Origin of the sequence: Polaromonas aquatica, assembly GCF_042659145.1 — a bacterium.
In the GTDB taxonomy this organism is placed as follows: domain Bacteria; phylum Pseudomonadota; class Gammaproteobacteria; order Burkholderiales; family Burkholderiaceae_C; genus Polaromonas; species Polaromonas aquatica.
Map to the genome: position 1 here is coordinate 60,173 of NZ_JBHSRS010000017.1, position 20,098 is coordinate 80,270.

The following is a 20,098-nucleotide window of genomic DNA, read 5'->3' on the forward strand; positions in this document are numbered from 1 at the left end:
GCAAGAAGGTTGAATCGAGACAATTGTTAAATGGTATTGAAATGGCTATCCAATTTAACGACACGAAGCAAACCTGAGGTTCAGGCCGTACCTTCCAACCCTTCCACGGCGCAAACTGCCGTCGCTGCACTTGCAGTAACGGTCCAAAATATCTATCCTCCAGACGATCAAGGTCTGCCGCTCCGCAAAATAGAAGATCTGCTAGCGGGCAATGAAAGTTTAATTTCACGTATCCGGCTCCATGCCGCTGCAGACGTGGAAATGTTCGATGTCCGATTCCTGACGCCCATCACGAATTTGGCCATGCAGATCAATGCACTGCCGGCCTCATCCTCTTCACTTTTCTCAGGGGCGGGTGGCCTGTTGCGAGCGTCTCTTGAAATGGGATTTTTGTGCTTTCAGGCCTCGGATGGTCGAATCTTTACCGGCGCGGACACCGTAGAGGTTCGACACAAACTGGAGCCTCGCTGGCGATATATCTGCTTTCTGGCAGGTTTGCTCCACCCAATAGGAATTCCCCTGGTACGCATGGTCGTATCCACCAAAGCGGGGGCGTCATGGCCCAAGCACAAATACGACATCACCACTTGGGCCCAGGACACCAAGATTGACCGCGTGTATGTGAATTGGTCGGATGAGTCCAAGATCGACCAGAAAAAGCTACTTGGGCCATCCCCATACACAGCATCAATCCTGCACAAAATAGTTGGGCACGAGAATCTAGGGTGGTTGGAAGAAGGTTCACCCGATCTGACACGTACTCTATTCGAGCTGGTTGGTGGAAGCGAGACCACTTCACGAATTGCCAAGGATGTTGTCTCAACGATGTGGGGCAAGGTACAGCAGCGAGAAGAGTCGCGGCGCCCGCAAGCTTACGGACGCTTGACTGTCGGCACACACCTCACACCTTACTTGGTGGGGGCGATGCGTTCGCTTGTTACCGACGGCAAATGGAAGCCAAATGACGGTCCTCTCATCGTGGATAGCACCGGTGTGTACCTGGTTTGGCCGGATGCAGGGGAGGAAATTGTCCGTCAAGGCGCTCGCGAAGGGCGCGATGGTTGGCCGTCATCTTCGGCTACCCTGGCGGAATTGCTCAAGCAGGATGGAGTTTTTGAAACCTCATATGGAAACGATATGGGGATGACAGAGGTCGTTGATAAAGAGGGCAACATCCTCCAGTCTTACAAGCTGAAGAAACCGACAACGGTCATCGAAACCTATGAGGCCTCCGACTATCAGAAGGCATCACCTAAGACGTTGAACGGTGTTTTAGATCGGGACCCTCTTGCGAGTGTTGAATCGAAAGCAGTAGCGAAAAAGTCCAAGCCTGCACAGGCAAAACCTGAGCTCGAAACACCAGAGGTGCCCACTTCTCCTGCGAACGCAACGGTAGACCAAGAGACCGGTGAAGTCATTGCGTCTACTGATGCTAACCCAGTCCTTGCCAGCGCTGGAGAGACTGATTCGCCGCCTGAAAATCCAGCAGACACACCGACAGCATTTTCAAAGGTAGCAAGTGAGGCTATCCAATCGTCGGCACCTGCACCAGCAACAATTCCAGAGCAAGGCGGAAGGATCAAGGAGGCGGCAGAAGTGAAGTTCAGTGACCTTGTTCCAGAAGAAATCCGTAAGGAAATCAAGACAACTCTGACGATTGAGTTGCTTGGCAAGGTCATAAAGGCTTGGCGCGAGCGTGGTGAACAGAGTACCACCATGCGTATGACTGATAACGGGGCTGCAATCAGTATCGAGTTTTTGGGAACACTCATGCGCAGTATCCCGGACTGGGCCAACGAAATGGCAGCTGCCGGTTTGATTTACGCGCCTCCTGACCGTCCAGGTCTAAAGGTTCATAAGGTGGCGATTCCGGAAGGATCCAAGGCCAAAGAGGCAATCGTCATTTCACGCTATGGTTGCAAAAAGCTGGTGCTCTAATGGCTGAAAAAAGATTTGAACAACTTTTGCGTCCAGCATTTGAGGCTCGGGCTGCAGTGGGGTGGGGGATCGCGGCCGTCTGGATGTTTATCTGTGCCGTCCTTGTTAACGCACCTCGTGCCACTCTACTTGCATCTGCAGGTCTTGCTGTCGTAATGGCGTCATGGCGAATGTTCGGGGCTCAACGCTTACTCAAATACAAGCTCTCGCTTTCGGGCAAAGAAGTGGTGATCATGCAGACCACGGACCTCCAAAAGGCCATGCCGAAGCTCGGTGAAAACCTTTGGCTGGGCTGGGGCTACCGGTGGGAGCCTCGTCATACACAGCGCGCATATGAGGTTCTCAAACGTGATTTGGATGATGTGTATCCACCCCTATGGTGGCTCAAGTGGATGGGTAAGACAAAAGATCCTCGCAAGGCAAAAGGCTTGCCCTGGGTGCATGGCCTGGACATGAAGGAAAGCGACGTGCTGCTGCCTTTCGAATCCTTGAAGGGGCACTGCGCAATCATTGCAACGACAGGGGCTATCAAAACCCGTCTGGCGGCATTGGTGATCTTCCAACTAGCCTTGCGAGGCGATTGCGTTATCGTGATTGACCCTAAAGGAGATCGTGACTTGCGCGAGATCTGCCGGCAGGCAGCTGTGCTCGCCGGCCACCCTGAACGGTTTTTGATGCTTCACCCGGCATTCGCTTCCGAATCCGTCAGACTTGATCTGGTGAAAAACTGGGATCAGGTGTCTCAGGTGGCTTCCCGCATCACTATGGTGTTGGGCTCTCAGGAGAGTGACAACTTCAAGGAGTTCTGCTGGATGGCCGTCCACCGGATTACCAATGGAATGAAGTACATCGGTCGCCGCGTGAGCCTCTACAACCTGAAAACATCAATGGAGTCACGGGTATCAGTCGAAAAGCTGACAGAGCAAGCTCTGCGGAAATTCTTCAAAGAAGAATGTCCCCAGTTGCTGGAGTCGATTGAAAAGGAAATCAACGCATCGAACGCCGCCGGCAAGCGCCCAGTCAGCAAGAACGCAGTAGAGACCAACTCTCCGGAGTTGAGCGCAATGATCAAGGTCTTCCTTTCCGAAGTGCCCGAGAGTCAGGACGAGGCTACTTTGAAGGGCCTACCTTCCAAGCCAGAGGAAGTACGCGGTTTGGTTGCCATTCTCGAAGCCAACAAGGAATGGTTCGGCAAGATGATCGTCAGTATTACTCCGCTGCTTACCAAGTTGACCACCGACGATCTGCGTGGGCTCTTGTCGCCGGACTATGAGGACATCAACGACACACGCCCCATCATGGATGGAAAGCGCCTGGTAGAAGGGAATCACATCTTTTACATGGGTACAGACACCCTGGCCGACGAATCCGTTGGTAAAGCAATGTCAACAATGGCTTTGGCCGAGCTTTCTTCGGTTGCAGCAGAGATTTACAACCATGGTGTTGCGTCAAAGGATGATGGTTCGCAACCACGTCGTGTTCACGTGGTCGTGGACGAATGGCGCGATGCCGCTTGTGAGCCCATGATCCAACAGGCGAATAAAGGACGCGGGGCTGGGTTCTTCATTTGGGCGCTTGGTCAAACATTCTCCGATTTGGTTGACAAATTTGGTGGCAATACCGCGCGTGCGCGTACTTTCATCGGCAACATGAACAACCTGATCGTAGGTGCAACTCAAGACCCGGACACGATGAACCTGATCATCGACAAGCTGGGTGAGACCTCGATTATTGTCAAAAGCCAATCTACAGGCATGGGCTCAAAAACCGAGGATGTTGGGCTGGAATTCAGCGCCAATCAGAGCGAATCTATCTCGGAAAAGACGGTAGAAATTTTCCCGAGGAGTTTGTTACCGCAACTACAGGATCTGCATTACATCGGATTCTTTAACCGTGGTGAACTGATTAAGGGTCGTATCCCTGTCATTGTGCAGAACAAAAGCGTTACCAAATAAAAATGAATTCAGTATCAAACATCGGGACCGTAGCTAGACAAGACAGATTGCTCGCCCAGGGTGGCGCGGCTGTTTGGGCTATCAATGCACTTGCTCCCAAGACACCAAACGCCTGGCTGAACGAGATCATTCGCAATAAGCCGTATGAGAGCATCGCCTTGTCGATTTGGACGCACCAGCCGAACCTGCGTGTTGCAACCGAGAAGTTGGGTGCTTACCTTACGCCTCTGTGGCCAGCACCTGATGGCCAGTCACTTTGGAGTGAAGCTATCGAGAAGGCGGTGACAAAGGTGGACCTTGCGGTGCAGCGGGGCGAAAGTTACCACGGGCGGGTAGTCGGAATTTACCTTTTTTGGCTAGCCAGTTGTGTTCGTGATGTTGCGCGAATTTCTGTTCATGGCTACAACAAGCATGGTGAGCGCATCATTTGGAAGTATTTCTCCCAGCCTTTGAGTGTCTGGGTGAAAGCCAATGGTATTGATCACATCGAGGCTGTTTTGGTCGATGAGGACCCAGCTGAAGAAGTCACGGCAGGCCTGCGCACGCATTTGGTGGCCAGCATCACCGATCCCGTGGACGCCGGATACCTGGAAATGTATGCACCGAGGGGCTAAAGAATGAAGAACAGTCAGCACCTTGGATTTTGGTTGGCAGTTGTGTTCCTGGGTTTTTTCATCGCACCATTGATGAGAAGTGGATCAAGCATTGAGTCCTTTGTGGTGGACGAAGTTCGTCAGACACGTGAGGCACTTGGAATCCGCGTGGGCGATTTTGTTGTTTCGTTCGCGAACGCAGCCTTTCAAGACACCCCTTTGGGCATGATTGCTCAAACGGCAAAGACGGCCAAGCACACCAAGGAAGAAGTTGCCTTATCGAAGAGGGTGGCTGGACCTGGCGGCGAGCTCATGTCTTCGGTTTACAACAGCTACCTGCAGGGACTGATACTCCAGGCATTCGTCGTCGCAATGAGGCTGGCGATCGTACTGATCTGGCTAGTAGTGCTTGCCCCAATGTTGGGAGCTTCGGTGTTCGACGGGTTCATGCAACGGCGCATCAAGCGCGCTGAATTTGGTGCCATCCGTCCTGCAACGTTCACCGTAGCTGGTATGTTTGTCATCCCTTTATTGGCGCTGCCTCTCGTCTACCTGGTCATTCCTTTCAGCCTGTCGCCTTTGCTCGCGCCGCTTTGGGCTTTGATTGTTGCTTTGCCTCTATCACTGCTGGTATCCAACATGCAGCCACTATTTGGACGTTGAGTCGATTTATATCGCCATTGGCTGCCTGCCAATGGCGCTTTGCATCCTTTTAGCGTCATTGGCCGGGTAAGAAATCAGGTCTGAGCTTGGAAAATTCCAAGCATGCATACCGATACGTCGTCAGCCGTAAATCCTCAAGAAGCCATCCGTCTAGGTCATACCCAAAGGGTTCTGGCGCAGCTGATGGATACCTTGGCAGTTCTTAGAACCTACTTTGATGACGTTGAAATCAGCGAAATCATGATCAATGGGCCGGATGACGTGTTCATCGAAAAGAACGGCAAAACAATCAGGCTAAAGGTCAAGTTAGCCGCCACAAACATTCGTGCCGCAATCAGTTTGATTGCTGGTCTGATGGAAAAAGAGGTTGGCGAAAAGAACAAGCAGCGTGTCTTGTCTGCCCGACTCCCAGGATTCCGGGTAGAGGCAATTCTTCCTCCCGTTGCAGTTAATGGCCCGACCATGTGTATTCGGCGCCATGCCGCCCGCGTTTTCAGCATCGAAGAGTACATCGCAAGTGGCGTGATTTCGAAGGAATATGCGGATTTGCTAAGGCAAGCGATCCTTAGCAAGGAAAACTTCCTGATCGTCGGTGGAACTGGCTCTGGCAAGACAACGATGATGAACACGGCCTTGAGCATGGTTCCTCAAGAAGAGCGTCTGTTTGTCATTGAAACAGTACACGAATTGCAGATTGTTTCACCGAATAAAGTGATCGTTGAATGTGACGACGAACACGGCATGACCCCGCGCAAAGCTGTGCGTACCGCCATGCGTTATGCCCCAAAACGTGTGATCGTCGGCGAGTTGCGTGGTCCTGAAGCCTATGACTGGATGGACGCAGCCAACACAGGCCATCCTGGATCAGCGGCAACCATCCATGCCAACAGTGCCGTCCGCGGCCTTGGCCGGCTGGAGAACCTGCTTCTGATGGCAAGCATGGGCATCCCCCACGAAGCATTAAAAGTGGCCATCGCTGACAGCGTTCAGTGGCTGTTCTTCATCAAACGCGATGGTCCTATTCGCAAGGTTAGCGAAGTCTGCCGTGTGCACGACTACGACCGCGTAAAGGGTGAATACATCCTTGAAAAGTTCTGATTTCCCTTTACTGTTTTTTACCCTAGGAGAGCTCTCATGATCAAAACCATCAAATCAAAACTCAACGCAATGCGCCAAATCCAATGGAATGACCAGAACTTTAAAGCGGTTGTGACGTCCACGCTGGTAGCGGCGCTGCTCACAGTCATGCCCCTGGAGGCTATGGCGCAATCCTTCGACATTCCATTCATCACGACGTTTGGCTGTGGGGTGGTGAAATGGCTTAAAGGTCCGTTGGCGATTTTGATCTTCGTGTTGGTAGTGATCGCCACACTGGTTATCGGCATGATTTCGAAGATGGACTGGAGCCGCATCATTTCTGTTTGTGTGGTCTTTGGCATCATTATTGGCCTTGGCGGCATTCTGGCGAATTCGTCATATTTCCAGGCCATGCCCGCAATGCAATCCTGCCTGGCCTAAGGCCATATGGCATCGCGTTCGTCGGCCTTTCATCAGTCGCTGCAGCGATCGCGATTGATCATGGGAATCGAAAAGACAAGCTTCGGGGGTTTGGTCTTCGCCAGCTCCTTCTGTCTGGTTGCTCGCAGCTATTGGGGCGTCCCAATCATCGTCCTCCTATATCTGCTCGCCAAGTGGCTTACCAAGCGTGATGGGCAGTTCATGGAGGTGTTTTTCAAGTACCTCAATGAGGACCATGTCTACGACGCCACACCGCGAATAAGCGATTACAAGTCCCGGCCCAAAGGCTGGGGCAAAGACCTTCCGCTCTGACTGGAAAAAATGATTGCTTTTGAAGATCTTTTCAACAAGCCGCGTAAAGCGGCTCGTTCCTTTGGAGAATTGCTTCCTTGGTTTGCCCAAGTCGCACCCGGACTGGTAATCTGCCAGGACGGCTCGCTACTTGCGGCCTATACCTTTGAAGGCGCCGATGTTGAGGGGCGACAGGACTTCGAATCCGATCAGAAAATCAATCAGCTTCAGACGGCCCTTCGTACGCTGACTGACCGAATCACCATGTGGACGGTTCAGGAGCGGCGGTTTGTATCTGGTTACCCGAAAGGGGATTTCTCCAGTCCAATAGCACGAGCAATTGATGAGCAGTGGGAAAGGGCCATTACGAAGCAGCGTAATGCACGCTTGACGCAGCGGATCTACCTCGGATTCAAGTTCCCAAACTCCAGCGAAGCCTTTTTTGAAGCCTTACGAGCTGAGCTTGAAGAAAACGATGGAAAGGTCCTGCAGGCTTTGGGGGGGCTAATCAAACGAAGATTCTCTGACAAGGGCGCTATCGGTAAGGTCCGCGGACAACTTGCGGACATGACCATAGAGTTTGAAAAGATTCTGGGAAGCTTCTCCGGGATTGTCGAGATGAATCTCGGGTTCAAACGCCTTGAGGGGGAAGACCTCCTGGGTGAACTGTACTCACGTGCCAACTTGGCTTCACCTCCTGGGCCTGTTCGTTTGCCAAAGGGGGGGGCTTATCTGAATACTGCACTGGCATCCGATACCGTGATCAGGCGCCAGGACCAATTCGAGTTCAAAGGACCAACAAAAAGCGCATACGTTGCGGCGCTCTCAACCACCGGCACGCCACAAGAGGCGTACAGCGGTTACATGGATTCACTGATGGCCGTGGATTGTGAGTATGTCCTGGTTCAGTGCTATCGCTTCATTGATCGCACTGTTGCAGAAAAAGCAATTCAAGATGCAGAAATGTTCTACCGCTCCGAAGTGAAGTCGGTTTTAACTCGTGTCTTTGAGCGCATGACGGACTCCGAATCGGAAAAGGTCAACACCGGTAACCTGCAACTGGCGCAAGATGCGCAGGATGCCCTGGTAGAACTCACTGCTTCTGATGTGAGCTATGGCTACTACAACATGACAATTCTTGCGCTCGGAGCAACGCAGAAAGAAGCCGAAAATGCGGCCGACCTTATGTCGAGCAACTTGAGGGCAAACGGCTTCACAATCCTTCGCGAGCGGCAAGGGCTGATGTCTGCATTTTTGGCAACAATGCCAGGAAATGCAAATGCCATCCTTCGCTGGAAACTGGCATCTACGGCGAATCTGGCCGACCTAGCGCCTATCCGCACAATATCAAAGGGCGAGCCCACCCATCCACTGTTTTCTCGGCTTATAGGTCATGACGTGCCTGCATTGACCAGGTTCTTGACCCCATACGGCGTGACGTACGATTTCAACAATCACGAAACTGATGTTGGACATACTGCGGTCATTGGCGGTACAGGAGCCGGAAAAACATCGTTGATGACCCTCTTCATCTCGATGTTTCAAAAGTACAACCCTGGCCAGACGTTCATCTTCGACATGAAATATTCGTTGATGATGGCCACTGTGTTGCTCGGGGGAAAGCACATAGATATGGGCGCCAAAGGTGGCAAGAACATCGGGATGAACCCGGTCAAAACCATGCTTCTCGCCAATGACGACATGCAGCTGCGCCAGTGGGTTGAAGTGCTGATTGGTGCAGGCGGGAACACGATTTCCTCGAACGAGAGCCAAGTAATTTACACGGCCATTCAAGGACTCCGGCGTTCACCATCTTCCACATGGCGGCTATCTGCCCTGTATGCACTGATTGCTGGCGCCGACCAGGATCTGGCAGCAAAACTAGCGCCATATGTCGACCGAACCGATGACGATGAGAGTGGTTCTGGGCCATATGCCTCATATTTCGACAACGACGAAGATCATTTCCAGCTGACCCAGATTGTCGGTATGGAGGTTGAGGGCATTTTGAAAACGCCACAACTGGCAAGTCCATTTATGGACTATGCGTTCTATAACATCGAGCGCCGGCTGGATGGATCTACGCCAACCCTGATTTACATTGAAGAAGCCTGGTACATGCTGGCCAACGAGACTTTCGTTGAGAAGTTCGAGGCCTGGTTACGCACGTTCAGAAGTAAGCGAGCATTTATTGTCTTTGCTACGCAATCCCTGGGTGAAATCGCGCGTCTCAAAAACCTTGAGGGAATAGTCACCAATATTCCCACACAGATCCTGCTGCCAGCCGTTAAGAATTCAGTTCACCAACAAGCGGACTTGTACAAAGAGGTATTCGGCATTAACGACAACCAACTTGATCTTCTCGCTCGTGCCATCCCCAAGCGAGATTACCTGATCGTCAAGCCGTCAGTTACGCGTTTGGTCACCACACAGATGCCACCAATACTAATCGCCATCAATGAGGCGACCACACAACCTTCAATGCGGTCCGCGGTGCTCGCAGCTGCGGCCAAGGGTGGCCCCGATTGGGAACTTAATTTTGTAAGAGAGGTGCTTCATGTTCAAGTCTAAATTTGTTGCTTTCGTCATCGCCTTTGGATCAGTGGTCGGAATGCCACATGCCAATGCAGGATCAGTTGCTGGAACTGGTGGGGCGACTGAAATTACTCAGCTCATGAACAACGCTGAATTATTGAAGGTGGGCGTGGACACGGCACAAACTGCAGTGACTTCAGTCAACCAATACATGACCCAAATTGAGCAATACCGGAACCAGCTCATCAATACTGTTGGCATTGATCCCATGAAGCTCAATGCACAGCTGAACAGCCTCAATACCTCGTACCAACAGTTGTCTGTATATCGAGACCAAATTAACCGCACCTCTGGCAGCATGACAACCCAGATCAACGCCTGGGGCCAGCGGTTCACAACTGCGAAAGTCGCAGGCCGAACTCTCAAAGAACAGCTTGAAGCCGAAGCAAAACTACGTGAAGGCCGTAACGGCGCTGCTCTGGAGCGTGCCAAGCGTGATGAGCAGATCATGCAGGAAGTGAATTCCGATATTGACCAACTGCGGCAAACTGAAGCTGATATTCCTCGAAGTCAAGGCATGAATGAGTCGATCCAGAACATGCACCGAACGATGAACAAGATCGCATTCCAGAATACCAAAATGATCGAGCTACTGGTGGAAAGCAATGCATCCAATCGCACCAACAACATGGACCGGAATGTTGATGCGGAAAACAGCAACCGGATCGAACAGTACCGCAAGGATTACCAAGATGCGTTGCGGAAGCGCCAGCTTGAATTCATTGCACCAAAATCAAACTAACCCTCACGTCGTAACTCATATGAACAACATGACTTCTGAGGATGCTGGACGCAGAATCTTCGCATATGCCGTTGGCGGAATGATACGTGTGGTGCGTGTTTTCGTCGCGAACGCAATTGCCACAGCAAAGGCTAGAAAGGTGACGTTCGGGGGCATCATCTTTGTGTTGATGATGTCAAGCTTAATGGCGGTGGCACAGAACAACACCCCCGGGGCATCTGAGGGCGCAGTGTCAAGACCGCCAGCTGTAAACAGCACTGGATTGAATTCCGTTGATGTGGCTGCCATGATTGCGAAGTCCATGGACGATAAGTTGAACGGATTAACCGGTTCGTCAACCTTAATGGGTGCTCGCGACATCATCTTGGGCGTTGGTTTGGCAATTGGCCTGTTCTGGACAGGACTCAAGACCATGGTTGCCGGCAAGGGTATTGGTGAACTGCTTGGAGAGTGGATTCCCATTCTGATCACTGCAGGAGTGGTTACGGCATTAACCACTCCTGGGCCAGGCAGTGCTGGTAATCAAATAGCCCTCACCATGGACAATATTGCAGGTGCAATCACAGGCGCAGCTGGTGGCCAAGCAATTGATACCTCAAGCGTACAGGGCATTATCAGTTCCGCCGTGACAACCACATTCAACGCCGTTGTGAGTGTTGCCAGTGCTCCTCAACGTACCGAAGGTGGCTGGAGTGATATTGCGGGCGCTATTGCATCCGTTCCAATTTGGGTTTACGCGACTATCATGAAACTCGTTACCAGTTTCATCATTGTCATAGCAATGTGTATCTACATGGCAACCGCTGTGATGGCCATGGTGAGTATCAAATTGGTGATTGCGCTTGCGCCCGTCATGGTCCCATTCTTAATCTTCAAGCCTACAGCGTGGCTCTTTGATTCATGGCTGAAATTTCTACTTGGTGCTTCCATGATGAAGTTGGTGGGTGCTTTCATGCTGAGCCTTACCTCTGGACTGATGAGCTCGATGATGCTTGTTGCACAGAAGATAGATTCCGATTCAGCGTCCGGAACCTTTGACACCTTCACTGGAGACATTGTTTTGTTCGCCACAATCCTGCTTATGTCTGTACTTGCGGGCTTGCTGATGGCCCAGGTGCCAAGCATTGCAAGTGGATTGTTGGCCGGAAGTGCCGGTGGGGCTGGCTTCAGTGGCCTAAAGGGTGTTTCGCAGAACTTGGGCTCTAAAGCTGGCACCAGTGCAGCGAGCTCTGGTGGTCGATTGGCCTACGACAAGGGCATTGGTGAGGCTCGTGCAGCCCGCCAGGGGGCTAAAGATGCTGCCGGCGGCTTTTCAACTGGTGGCCGCCAATATGGAAGCAATCGTACAACTTCAGCCTACCTTAAAGGACATTCGGAGGCTAAAGGTGGGCAAACACAAAACGCCTCCGCTGGCAAAAAGAGCACTTGGCGAGACTGATATGGGGGCAGGGGGGCGGCTGTTGACAGAGGACAATTCCGTGCTAATTTGAATGTAAATAGACACGGGATTTATAAATGAAAGCTAGATCACAATATCTGAGCCGCCTTCTGAAAACAGTAGGCTTTTGGCTGTTTGGTGTATTGCCATCAGCCGCGGCAATCCTTTCCGCCGTGATTATGTTCAGTACCTGGATGGGTGATAAGAACCCACCACTGAGCTTTCATATCTTCGGCAGGTTCACCACGGAAGCCCGTGTTTTATTGAGCTTGATAGCGTACCTAGTGTTGCTTCATTTGGCCCGCATTTGGATGTGCAAGCGCCTTACTGATGCAAATGGGACAATTCCATTTGAGCCTGAATTGACCAGTGACAGTCTTCGCGCCTTTCTGCCCGCAGTCATGACGTCCTACATTGTGTTCTTCGCCTTGTGGGGTGCATTTGGCACCAAAGTTGCGGCAACCAACTATGTGCTTCTGGCTGCATTTGGTCTCATAACTTTCCTGAGCTGGGTAATCATCAAAACAGGTTGGCTCTACGGTTTCGTAATTGCTGACCGCTCACGTGTTCAGTACGGTGATTCCTCTGAGCCAGCACAACACGCGAACGTGGCCCGCAAGCAAGTAGCCAAAATCACATTCAAGGACATTCACGGCAACACAGCTATCAAGCGTCGTCTGTTGGAGGCAGGACGTGCCATCGTGGATGCTCCTAAAGGAGGCCTGGGCAAAGCTCGCAACGGTATCTTGATGGACGGTGGGCCAGGCAATGGCAAAACGGTCTTGGCCGAAGCCCTTGCCGGTGAACTCAAGCTCCCATTGTTGACACTCACCCACTCGGATGTGGCCAGTCGCTGGGTAGGAGAACGCACTGAAAAAGTTAAGGCCGCTTTTGAGCAGGCGATTCGCACACAGCCCTGCGTCTTCTTCATTGACGAAATCGACAGCTTCTTGCCAGATCGGTCAACCGATAGCGCCCAAACCAAGGAAGACAGCGATGTCACCAATTCACTTCTGACGCTACTGATAGAAATTCGTAAGCACCGTGTCGTGGTCGTGGCTGCAACGAACTACGTTGATCGCCTTGACAGTGCTGCCATTCGTGAAGGTCGCTTTGACTTCAAGATCGAGATAACCCCACCGGATGAGGAAGCTCGTATTGGCCTACTGACCGCCGGTTTAAAAACCAACGCACCCACTTTGCGAGTGAATCTGGCGACTATAAAAACCGTTGCTCAGCGGTGGAATGGCTTTTCGGTGAAGCGAATCCTTGCCGTAACGGAGGAAGTGCCGTCCTACGTGGCTGAAGCACGTGAGCAAGGTGCTTTCAAGGGTGAACTGGAGTTTGACGACTTCATGGCCGCATTGCGCCGGCTGCAGGGCCGTAAGGGGTCAACACCTGAGAATGTTAAGGCCATGGCTGACCTGGTTCTGCCCGAGGTGACGCGGGAAGCCATGACGATGCTTGCGAGCCGCCTGAAAGACCCACAGCGCATTGAACGCCTCGGCGGCACGCTGCCCTCAGGTGTCCTGTTCTTTGGCCCTCCTGGCACGGGTAAGACCGTCGCATGCAAGGCTTTGGCGAAAGAAGTCGAGTGGGCATTCCTGACCAAGACCGGCCCCGATCTGGTGCGTGACCCCAAAGCCCTGGACAAGCTCTATGCGCAGGCAAAGGATTTGCGGCCGTGCATCATTTTTGTGGACGAGGCAGATGATTTGTTGATTTCACGTGAAGCATCCCGTAATTCGGAAGCTACCAACAAGCTTCTGACCATCATGGATGGCGTGAATGACCGTGTGCGCGATGTGGTGTGGGTGGCTGCTACCAACAATCCAGAGCAGATTGATACCGCTCTGCTACGTGGCGGTCGCTTCACAGAGAAGGTTGAATTTGTTCGTCCAGACGAAAACCAGTTGACAACACATATTGCACAGTGGTTCACAAGCCGCAAGATTGGCCTGAAGTCAGGTTTGGATGCACCGACGATCGCATCCATGCTGGGCGATGAAAGTATTGCCAATGCAGAAGCTGTCTTGCAGTATGCAGTTAACCGTGCAATCTCGAAGACGAACGATGATTTCATTGAAGTAGGAACAGCCGATGTTCAAAGGGGTGTAACGATGGTTTTGGGGGCTTCGTGCTGAAAATCCGTATCTCTAAGCTGCTCGCCACTTCGGTGGTGGGCTTTCTTTTCATCGCCTCCACCCAGACGTCATTCGCACAGAGTACCTCTGGTGACGAAGTGGTAGTGCAAGGACCGAAACAACCTGATGATTGCGTGACCCAGGCGGCTACCTATCACTCGGTGAGTCCTTGGGTTCTTCGCGCCATCATCCAGGTGGAATCCAGTTTCAATCCTAATGCTATGAATAAAAACAATAATGGCACGGTAGATGTTGGGATCGCACAAATTAACTCCATGCACTTCAAAGAACTGGGCAAGTTTGGAATTGCGCCTCGCGATTTGATGAATGGGTGCATTGCAAGTTATGTTGCTGCTTGGCATTTGAAAAAACAGGTCAATGCGTATGGGAATACATGGTTTGCTGTGGGCGCATATCACTCTGCAACGCCCTGCTTTAATCGCCGGTACACAGGGTTGGTTTGGAATGTTCTTCTCAAATGGGGAGTGGTCAATGGCCCAAAGGCAAAACCTGTAGCCATGTCGGCCTGCGCTCCTGATAAATCGAGCACAAGGGTTACCAAATCCACTCAGACTAAAGAATCCTCACTGCTCGCACTGGATTGAAGCTGCCAGCACATCCTTCATTCAACGTTCAATTCTTAGACTTCGGACAGATCAATGAGCTCAACCGCAACAGAATCTCAAACCCAACCTCCAGATCAGAATTCTGAGGTGTTGGCTCTCGTGCATCAGATCCTGGTTATGCCAGATCAACAGAGGCAGGCACTCGCGAGAGTGTGGGCGGCCATGGATCCTTCGTTTGGGCAGGACCAATCCCAAAGGGGTGGTTCCTTTCCGTCCGAAGCTATAGCGCAGGACGGGGTTATTGATCCAAATGCGGTTGCAAAGCTTACTGAGTGGATTAGTGCGCAACAGCCATTGCCACCGAAAGAGAGGATTGAGAAATTAAAGGCAGCGCTCGACCAAGAGAGTGAAGAATGGGTAATCACCCTTTTGCATGCCGAAATCGCCAAGGTCCAGAATGCTCACCCATGGCTCGCTGCTGAGAATGCAGTTGTCCGGTATGCCTATGAGCACCCAGTCCTGATGTTTGTTGCATTGTTCGGTCTTGGCCTGGGACTTTACAGATTCGGCAAGGTTTTTGTGGGGTGGATCTTTTAGAAAAATTCCTCAACCAACTGAGAAGGCCTGCTTGCGGGTCTTTTTTTATGCCCGGGAGAGGGGGCACGCACTAAGCCGAGATGACGTGAAGCAAGCGGCCGTAGTCTGGGGAAGGAAAACTAGTGGGCATTGCACACCCCACTGAATTGAAATATCACCTCAACACCCACGATTTGTAGGCCAAAGACAGGAGCAATGCACTGTTTCACGTGTGTTGGGCGGTCAAAAAAAGATGACTGCACACCTACGATTACCACACTACTGTAGGAATCGTCGCATGGGGTTATTTTCAGGTAAATCAGGCAAGCAGCCTAAGGGCAATCGAAGCGAAGACATTCGCCTCCAACCCAATACACCCGTTTCAGCTTATGAGGATGGGGCCAACAAGTTCGCTGAGATCTGGGGTTCTTCCATGGTCAATTCTGGACGGTTGTTCGTCATTTCCGTGGTGTCGCTTTTATTGGCCATTACCGCGGTTGGGGCTGTCATGGTATTGACCCCGCTCAAAGAGGTCACGCCGTATGTGATCGAGGTCAATCCGGGCTCGGGGATGGTCAACAAGCCAATCGAGGTCCAGAAGATAACTCCCAATATAGCTGTGGTGAAGGCTGAGTTGGCGCGTTGGGCCGAAGCTGTGTACACGATTGATCCCCTTCGCACCAATGATTTGTTCAAGTACGCAAACGTGCGATCACGGGGAAAAGCGATTGCCCAGTTCTCTGAGTTCAGGGCGCGCGAACAAGTCTTCGCCCGCTTGCAACGTGAAGCTGGCCTTGTCCGTGAGGTGAAAGTCTCTTCGGTTGATGCCAGCCAGACCGGAATGGCCTTCATCTTTTTGAAAACACTGGAGCGTACCGGCAACCAAAGTGTTGAGGACAGCAAGGTCAAGCGTTATCGCCTGACGCTGCACTACCAACTTGATTCCCCACGAGAAGAGACTGCCCTGCTGGCGAACCCACTTGGCTTGTATGTGAACTTCTTTAATGAAGCCGAAGAAAGGGCCAACTGATGAATTTTCGGCAAATGGCGCTAGTAACTGCGCTATCCCTCATTGGCTTAGTTGGTCAATCCCACGCGGAACTGATTGCTACCCCTCTGACCGGTGATACGCGGCTAGTGCAGTTCACTTACGATGAAGACAACACATTCTTGGTCCTTGCTAAACCGAAAGCTGTGACTCATTTGCAGTTTGCCGCGGATGAAATGCTGCAGTCTGTTGCTTCTGGAGATACCGCCCAGTGGGAGCTAACCCCCACGAAGAACCGGAAAAACCTGTTCATCAAGCCGAAATTTGAAGGTATCGAAACTTCAATGACGGTGATCACCGATAAGCGTACCTATCAGTTTGTGCTGCGATCAACAGCGGACGGCAAAAAGTGGTACCAGCGTGTTTCCTGGATGTACTCGTCCAGTCTTGTACTAGAACAAGACGCCCTTCTGGATGCACAACCGAATGCTCCCGTGTCTGGCGGGCTACCTGATCTCGCCGCTAATAACGGCATTCGCCCGTCCCAAACGGCATTCAATCTTCCTCGCGTTACTGCGTCAGTTAGTTCTCCAACTACCTTGAAGCCTGACTCTTTGCGCTTCAACTACAAGATTGAGGGTGACGCTGCATTTAAGCCCACACAGGTCTTTGACGATGGCAAGTTCACCTACTTAAAAATGCCTCAGGATGTCCAGGAGATGCCGGCGCTCTTCAGTGTTATCGAAGGCCAAGAATATTCACTGGTGAATTACACGGTCGATGGCAGCTACATGGTTGCACAACGCTTGCTGGAAAACGCCGTGCTCAAGTTGGGCAAGTCCGAAGTGATGGTTACCAAGGTTAAGTCGGGCGGTGGATTTATGGGCTTTCTTCGTGGGGACGGCGCGCAATGAGCATTTCCGACAAGTCAATTATTGACCCGGAGCCCAACAATCCTGGTATTCCAGTCAAGAAGTCGACATTGGCTGTAATCGCTGCATTGGTCGTGGGTGTTGCGTTTGTCAGCGCATTGGTACTCAACGCAGGAAATCCGACGACTCCTCCGATTGCACTTGCTGATGCAAAGTCAACTGATCCTACCCAAGACTCTGGTTCGAAAGTCGCTATTGATGAAGAGCTGAAGAAGGCAAAGCAAGCTGCTGATGAAGAGGAAAAGAAACAGGGTGGTGGGAAACCTAACCAGACCTCACAGCCAAATGCACAAGTGACACATCAGCCAGGTGTACAGCCATCAGTAACTGCTGCAAGCGTTCTGCAAAACCCTTTGCCTCCTGGAGTTCGTCGTGACAACCAAGATGGAGCGTTATACGACAGGGCATTGTCTAAGGGGAACGTCACTACTGGAACTCATACCGCTGCGGTGGCCGGCAATGGGCGCGGTGGTGATGACTTTGAGATCGAGGCACAAGTCCGGGGGGCTAAATCGGTTGCTTTTGATGAGTCACAGGGTTCGTCAGGCATTGCCCAGGTTGGGCAAGCAGCGACTGTGCTGACTGGTCTTCAGGCGCCATCAGGTGGAAATGGCGCTCAACGTGCGTTAGTTGCACTGCCGGATGCTGCCTCTGCAGGTAACGTCCAGGCGCCAAGTGCATCGATGCAAAGCTCAATGGATCGAATGCTCGGAAACTTGCGAGCTGCTCCCGGCGGGGCCGCAGGTCGTAGCCAAGGTGGTGGCAGTGGAAATACAGCGTGGGTCAGTGAATATGCGGCCGGTACGGGTCAGCGTAGCTCAGAAACGATTAAATCCTACCCGACAAATTCACCTTACACCCTGCATCAAGGAAAGATCATCCCTGCTGTCCTTGGCCGTCAGATCAATTCTGACTTGCCGGGTGAGATTACAGCCTATGTAGTGTCCAACGTCTATGACAGCCTTGGTAATGGTGCCCTCCTTATCCCACAGGGTTCTGTACTGGCTGGGCGCTACAACTCGGAAGTCAAGCCTGGCCAAGAGCGAGTCTTGTTTGCCTTCAATCGCTTGATTATGCCGAATGGGCAGAGTTTCGATCTACCTGGTGCTCAAGGTTCTGATCTCGCAGGAGCTGCGGGTATCACGGGCGACGTAAATAACCACTTTTTTAAGATGTTCAGTGCGAGCTTCTTTACGGCATGGCTCGCCGATCGTGTCAAACCACAGACAACAACCGCCGGAACAACTGGATTGACTACCTCAGTGTCTCCAGCCGGGCAAGTTCTTGTAGATGTGAGCAAAGCCATCCTCGACAGAAACCGCACCATTGCTCCGACCATCAGTGTTGAGCAGGGTACACGCATCAATGTCGAAGTCAAAAAAGACATGGAATTTTCAGGTCCGTATAGCTGGAGCAAAAAGTGAAACTCAACAAAATAACAGCGCTCAGTGGATTGTTCGCTCTGGCCCTGGTGGTATCGCCGTCGGTGATTGGGTCTTCCGCGCAGCGTGTTGGTCAGTATGACTTCACATATTTCACAAGCGGTGAGCAGCGCGCTACGCCTGTTCAAGTCTTTGATGATGGGAAGAGCACATATTTTCAATTCCGTGCTGGTGAGGCCATTCCGGCAATCTTCAGTAACAAAGATGGGAAAGTCGGCTTGCTGGTTCCCTACTTTGAAGGACCCTATATCCGGGTTCAAGAAACATCGGGGAGGTTCACGCTTCAACTGGGTAGGGCGCAGGCACAAGTTGTCTATGGTGGTTCTGGCCGCGAAGAAACACCAGCAATTGACGCGGTGAATCGGAACGGGTTGCGGACGGCATACAACGGGGGAGGCTACCCAGCGAATGCAAATGTCAAACTGATTGCTTCGCTGGGCCCCACGCTTTCGTTCCTTCCAAATGATGCCTTGGAATCAAATTCCTACGCTACCCCAGCTAAAGGTGATCGTGTCACCTGGAAAGAAGGTGAAACTGAACTTTCCGAACGTCAGGTTTTCTTTGTAGCTGGAACTGCGGCATTGGGTCCACAAGCCAAAAAGGCATTGAACTCCATGACTGCCCAGGTCAAGAGCGCGACCAGCATCACGATTATTGGACGTGACGATTCCAGCGAGAAAGAAGGCCTGGAAAAAGCCAGGGCTGACAACTTGCGTGACGCTTTGCTCAAGATGGGCATCAGCGCTGATCGAATCAGCGTAAAGATTGGCGTGAAAGGTACGCCAAAGGATAAGTTGTGGCCAAGCGACATCCGCATCGAGCGAGTTGTGCCTACAGCAATCGCGCGACCATCCGAGGCCCAGAACGAAAAAACTGCACACGTTCAATCCAACGTTGAAAGTCTGGTGCGAGCTGGAGTCTTAACCCGTGATCAAGCCATCGCAATCCTGCGTAAAAAAGTTGATCTGCACTCTGAAACAGTGGCTTCCGCGGTGCCGGCATCGGCACCTGCACCTCAAGCACCGGTGAACCTGGAAGTCCCACCAACAGGATTTGACTTCAGGTCGGGCGACAAGACTATCGCCGGCTCCATACGTCGTTGGGCAGACGCTACCAATTACCAGCTGATCTGGGATGCGGCGCCATCCGTCGATGCTCCAGTTACTGGTGACGCTGTCATAGCCGCCGTTTCAATGAAAGAAGCCTTGGACAAAGTTGTGACTGCGCTGCAACGCAAAGGATACGACATTCAAGCAACTGTCTATAGCAATCGAGTGGTTCGATTTACCGGGGGAACAAAGTGAAGAAGCAAGCAATAAAGCTTTCGCTCATAGCAATGGGTATGTTTTTGTCGTTGACCGCGGCAGCACAGCAAGGGGCCAAGACTGTTGATGCGCCTTACGTGCCGGCGGCAGCTGGAACGGATGTCATTCCGGTCAAAAGCGCACCGGGCTTTGACGACGTCATTGCAGCGAACCCCTTTACATCGCTCATGGCTGGCAAGCAAATCTCAGTGCAATTGCAAATCATGGCCAATGAAAGCGGCTGGCAACTGATTTGGGAAGCAGCCGATTTCAATGTTGAACAAAAGGTCGCGGTCAGCAGCGATTTCGTTAAGGCGTTAACAACTGTTATCGAATCCGCAAATCTGAGCGGTTCGCGCCTCAAGGCAACCTTCTACAAAGGCAACAAGACCGTCAGGGTTATGGAGTTTTGA

At 51.9% G+C, this 20,098-nt stretch carries 18 protein-coding genes; all 18 read left to right on the forward strand.

What is annotated here, in order from left to right:
• Window positions 1-30: 30 nt before the first annotated feature.
• The 18 genes from mobH (at window position 31) to ACFQND_RS08295 (ending at window position 20,098) form a co-directional block, all read left to right on the forward strand.
• Window positions 31-1,938, forward strand: coding sequence for a MobH family relaxase (mobH, locus tag ACFQND_RS08210; RefSeq protein ID WP_377413019.1), 1,908 nt, complete (start codon window positions 31-33; stop codon window positions 1,936-1,938).
• A complete protein-coding gene (gene traD, locus ACFQND_RS08215; RefSeq protein ID WP_377413022.1) occupies window positions 1,938-3,893 on the forward strand; it encodes a conjugative transfer system coupling protein TraD in 1,956 nt (651 codons plus the stop codon). Before mobH ends, traD begins: the two co-directional genes overlap by 1 nt.
• Window positions 3,894-3,895: 2 nt before the next feature.
• Window positions 3,896-4,507, forward strand: a complete 612-nt coding sequence (locus tag ACFQND_RS08220) for a hypothetical protein (protein WP_377413025.1) — start codon at window positions 3,896-3,898, stop codon at window positions 4,505-4,507.
• Between the two features lie 3 nt (window positions 4,508-4,510).
• Window positions 4,511-5,149 (forward strand): DUF4400 domain-containing protein, encoded by a 639-nt coding sequence (locus ACFQND_RS08225; RefSeq protein ID WP_377413028.1) that lies wholly within the window; start codon window positions 4,511-4,513, stop codon window positions 5,147-5,149.
• Window positions 5,150-5,251: 102 nt separating this feature from the next.
• On the forward strand, window positions 5,252-6,247 hold the full coding sequence (locus ACFQND_RS08230; protein ID WP_377413031.1) for a CpaF family protein: 996 nt from the start codon (window positions 5,252-5,254) through the stop codon (window positions 6,245-6,247).
• A gap of 36 nt (window positions 6,248-6,283) precedes the next feature.
• Window positions 6,284-6,667, forward strand: a complete 384-nt coding sequence (locus ACFQND_RS08235) for a TrbC/VirB2 family protein (RefSeq protein ID WP_377413034.1) — start codon at window positions 6,284-6,286, stop codon at window positions 6,665-6,667.
• A 6-nt stretch (window positions 6,668-6,673) separates the two neighbouring features.
• Window positions 6,674-6,979 (forward strand): VirB3 family type IV secretion system protein, encoded by a 306-nt coding sequence (locus tag ACFQND_RS08240; RefSeq protein WP_377413037.1) that lies wholly within the window; start codon window positions 6,674-6,676, stop codon window positions 6,977-6,979.
• 9 nt (window positions 6,980-6,988) lie between these two features.
• Window positions 6,989-9,529, forward strand: a complete 2,541-nt coding sequence (locus ACFQND_RS08245; RefSeq protein WP_377413040.1) for a VirB4 family type IV secretion system protein — start codon at window positions 6,989-6,991, stop codon at window positions 9,527-9,529.
• On the forward strand, window positions 9,516-10,295 hold the full coding sequence (locus ACFQND_RS08250; protein ID WP_377413043.1) for a hypothetical protein: 780 nt from the start codon (window positions 9,516-9,518) through the stop codon (window positions 10,293-10,295). Before ACFQND_RS08245 ends, ACFQND_RS08250 begins: the two co-directional genes overlap by 14 nt.
• Window positions 10,296-10,314: 19 nt before the next feature.
• Window positions 10,315-11,733 carry a type IV secretion system protein gene (locus ACFQND_RS08255; RefSeq protein WP_377413046.1) on the forward strand — a complete coding sequence of 473 codons (1,419 nt, stop codon included), beginning with the start codon at window positions 10,315-10,317 and terminating at the stop codon, window positions 11,731-11,733.
• 77 nt (window positions 11,734-11,810) lie between these two features.
• Entirely contained in the window at window positions 11,811-13,877 is a 2,067-nt protein-coding gene (locus tag ACFQND_RS08260; RefSeq protein ID WP_377413049.1) for an AAA family ATPase, read from the forward strand.
• On the forward strand, window positions 13,871-14,482 hold the full coding sequence (locus ACFQND_RS08265) for a lytic transglycosylase domain-containing protein (RefSeq protein ID WP_377413052.1): 612 nt from the start codon (window positions 13,871-13,873) through the stop codon (window positions 14,480-14,482). Before ACFQND_RS08260 ends, ACFQND_RS08265 begins: the two co-directional genes overlap by 7 nt.
• 54 nt (window positions 14,483-14,536) lie before the next feature.
• Window positions 14,537-15,040, forward strand: a complete 504-nt coding sequence (locus ACFQND_RS08270; protein ID WP_377413054.1) for a hypothetical protein — start codon at window positions 14,537-14,539, stop codon at window positions 15,038-15,040.
• Between the two features lie 277 nt (window positions 15,041-15,317).
• Entirely contained in the window at window positions 15,318-16,049 is a 732-nt protein-coding gene (locus ACFQND_RS08275) for a type IV secretion system protein (RefSeq protein ID WP_377413057.1), read from the forward strand.
• Window positions 16,049-16,921: a TrbG/VirB9 family P-type conjugative transfer protein gene (locus ACFQND_RS08280; RefSeq protein WP_377413059.1), complete on the forward strand. Its 873-nt coding sequence runs from the start codon at window positions 16,049-16,051 to the stop codon at window positions 16,919-16,921. The genes ACFQND_RS08275 and ACFQND_RS08280 overlap by 1 nt, the downstream gene beginning before the upstream one ends.
• Window positions 16,918-18,363: a TrbI/VirB10 family protein gene (locus ACFQND_RS08285; RefSeq protein WP_377413062.1), complete on the forward strand. Its 1,446-nt coding sequence runs from the start codon at window positions 16,918-16,920 to the stop codon at window positions 18,361-18,363. Before ACFQND_RS08280 ends, ACFQND_RS08285 begins: the two co-directional genes overlap by 4 nt.
• Window positions 18,360-19,685 (forward strand): TcpQ domain-containing protein, encoded by a 1,326-nt coding sequence (locus ACFQND_RS08290; protein WP_377413065.1) that lies wholly within the window; start codon window positions 18,360-18,362, stop codon window positions 19,683-19,685. The genes ACFQND_RS08285 and ACFQND_RS08290 overlap by 4 nt, the downstream gene beginning before the upstream one ends.
• Window positions 19,682-20,098, forward strand: a complete 417-nt coding sequence (locus ACFQND_RS08295; protein WP_377413068.1) for a TcpQ domain-containing protein — start codon at window positions 19,682-19,684, stop codon at window positions 20,096-20,098. The genes ACFQND_RS08290 and ACFQND_RS08295 overlap by 4 nt, the downstream gene beginning before the upstream one ends.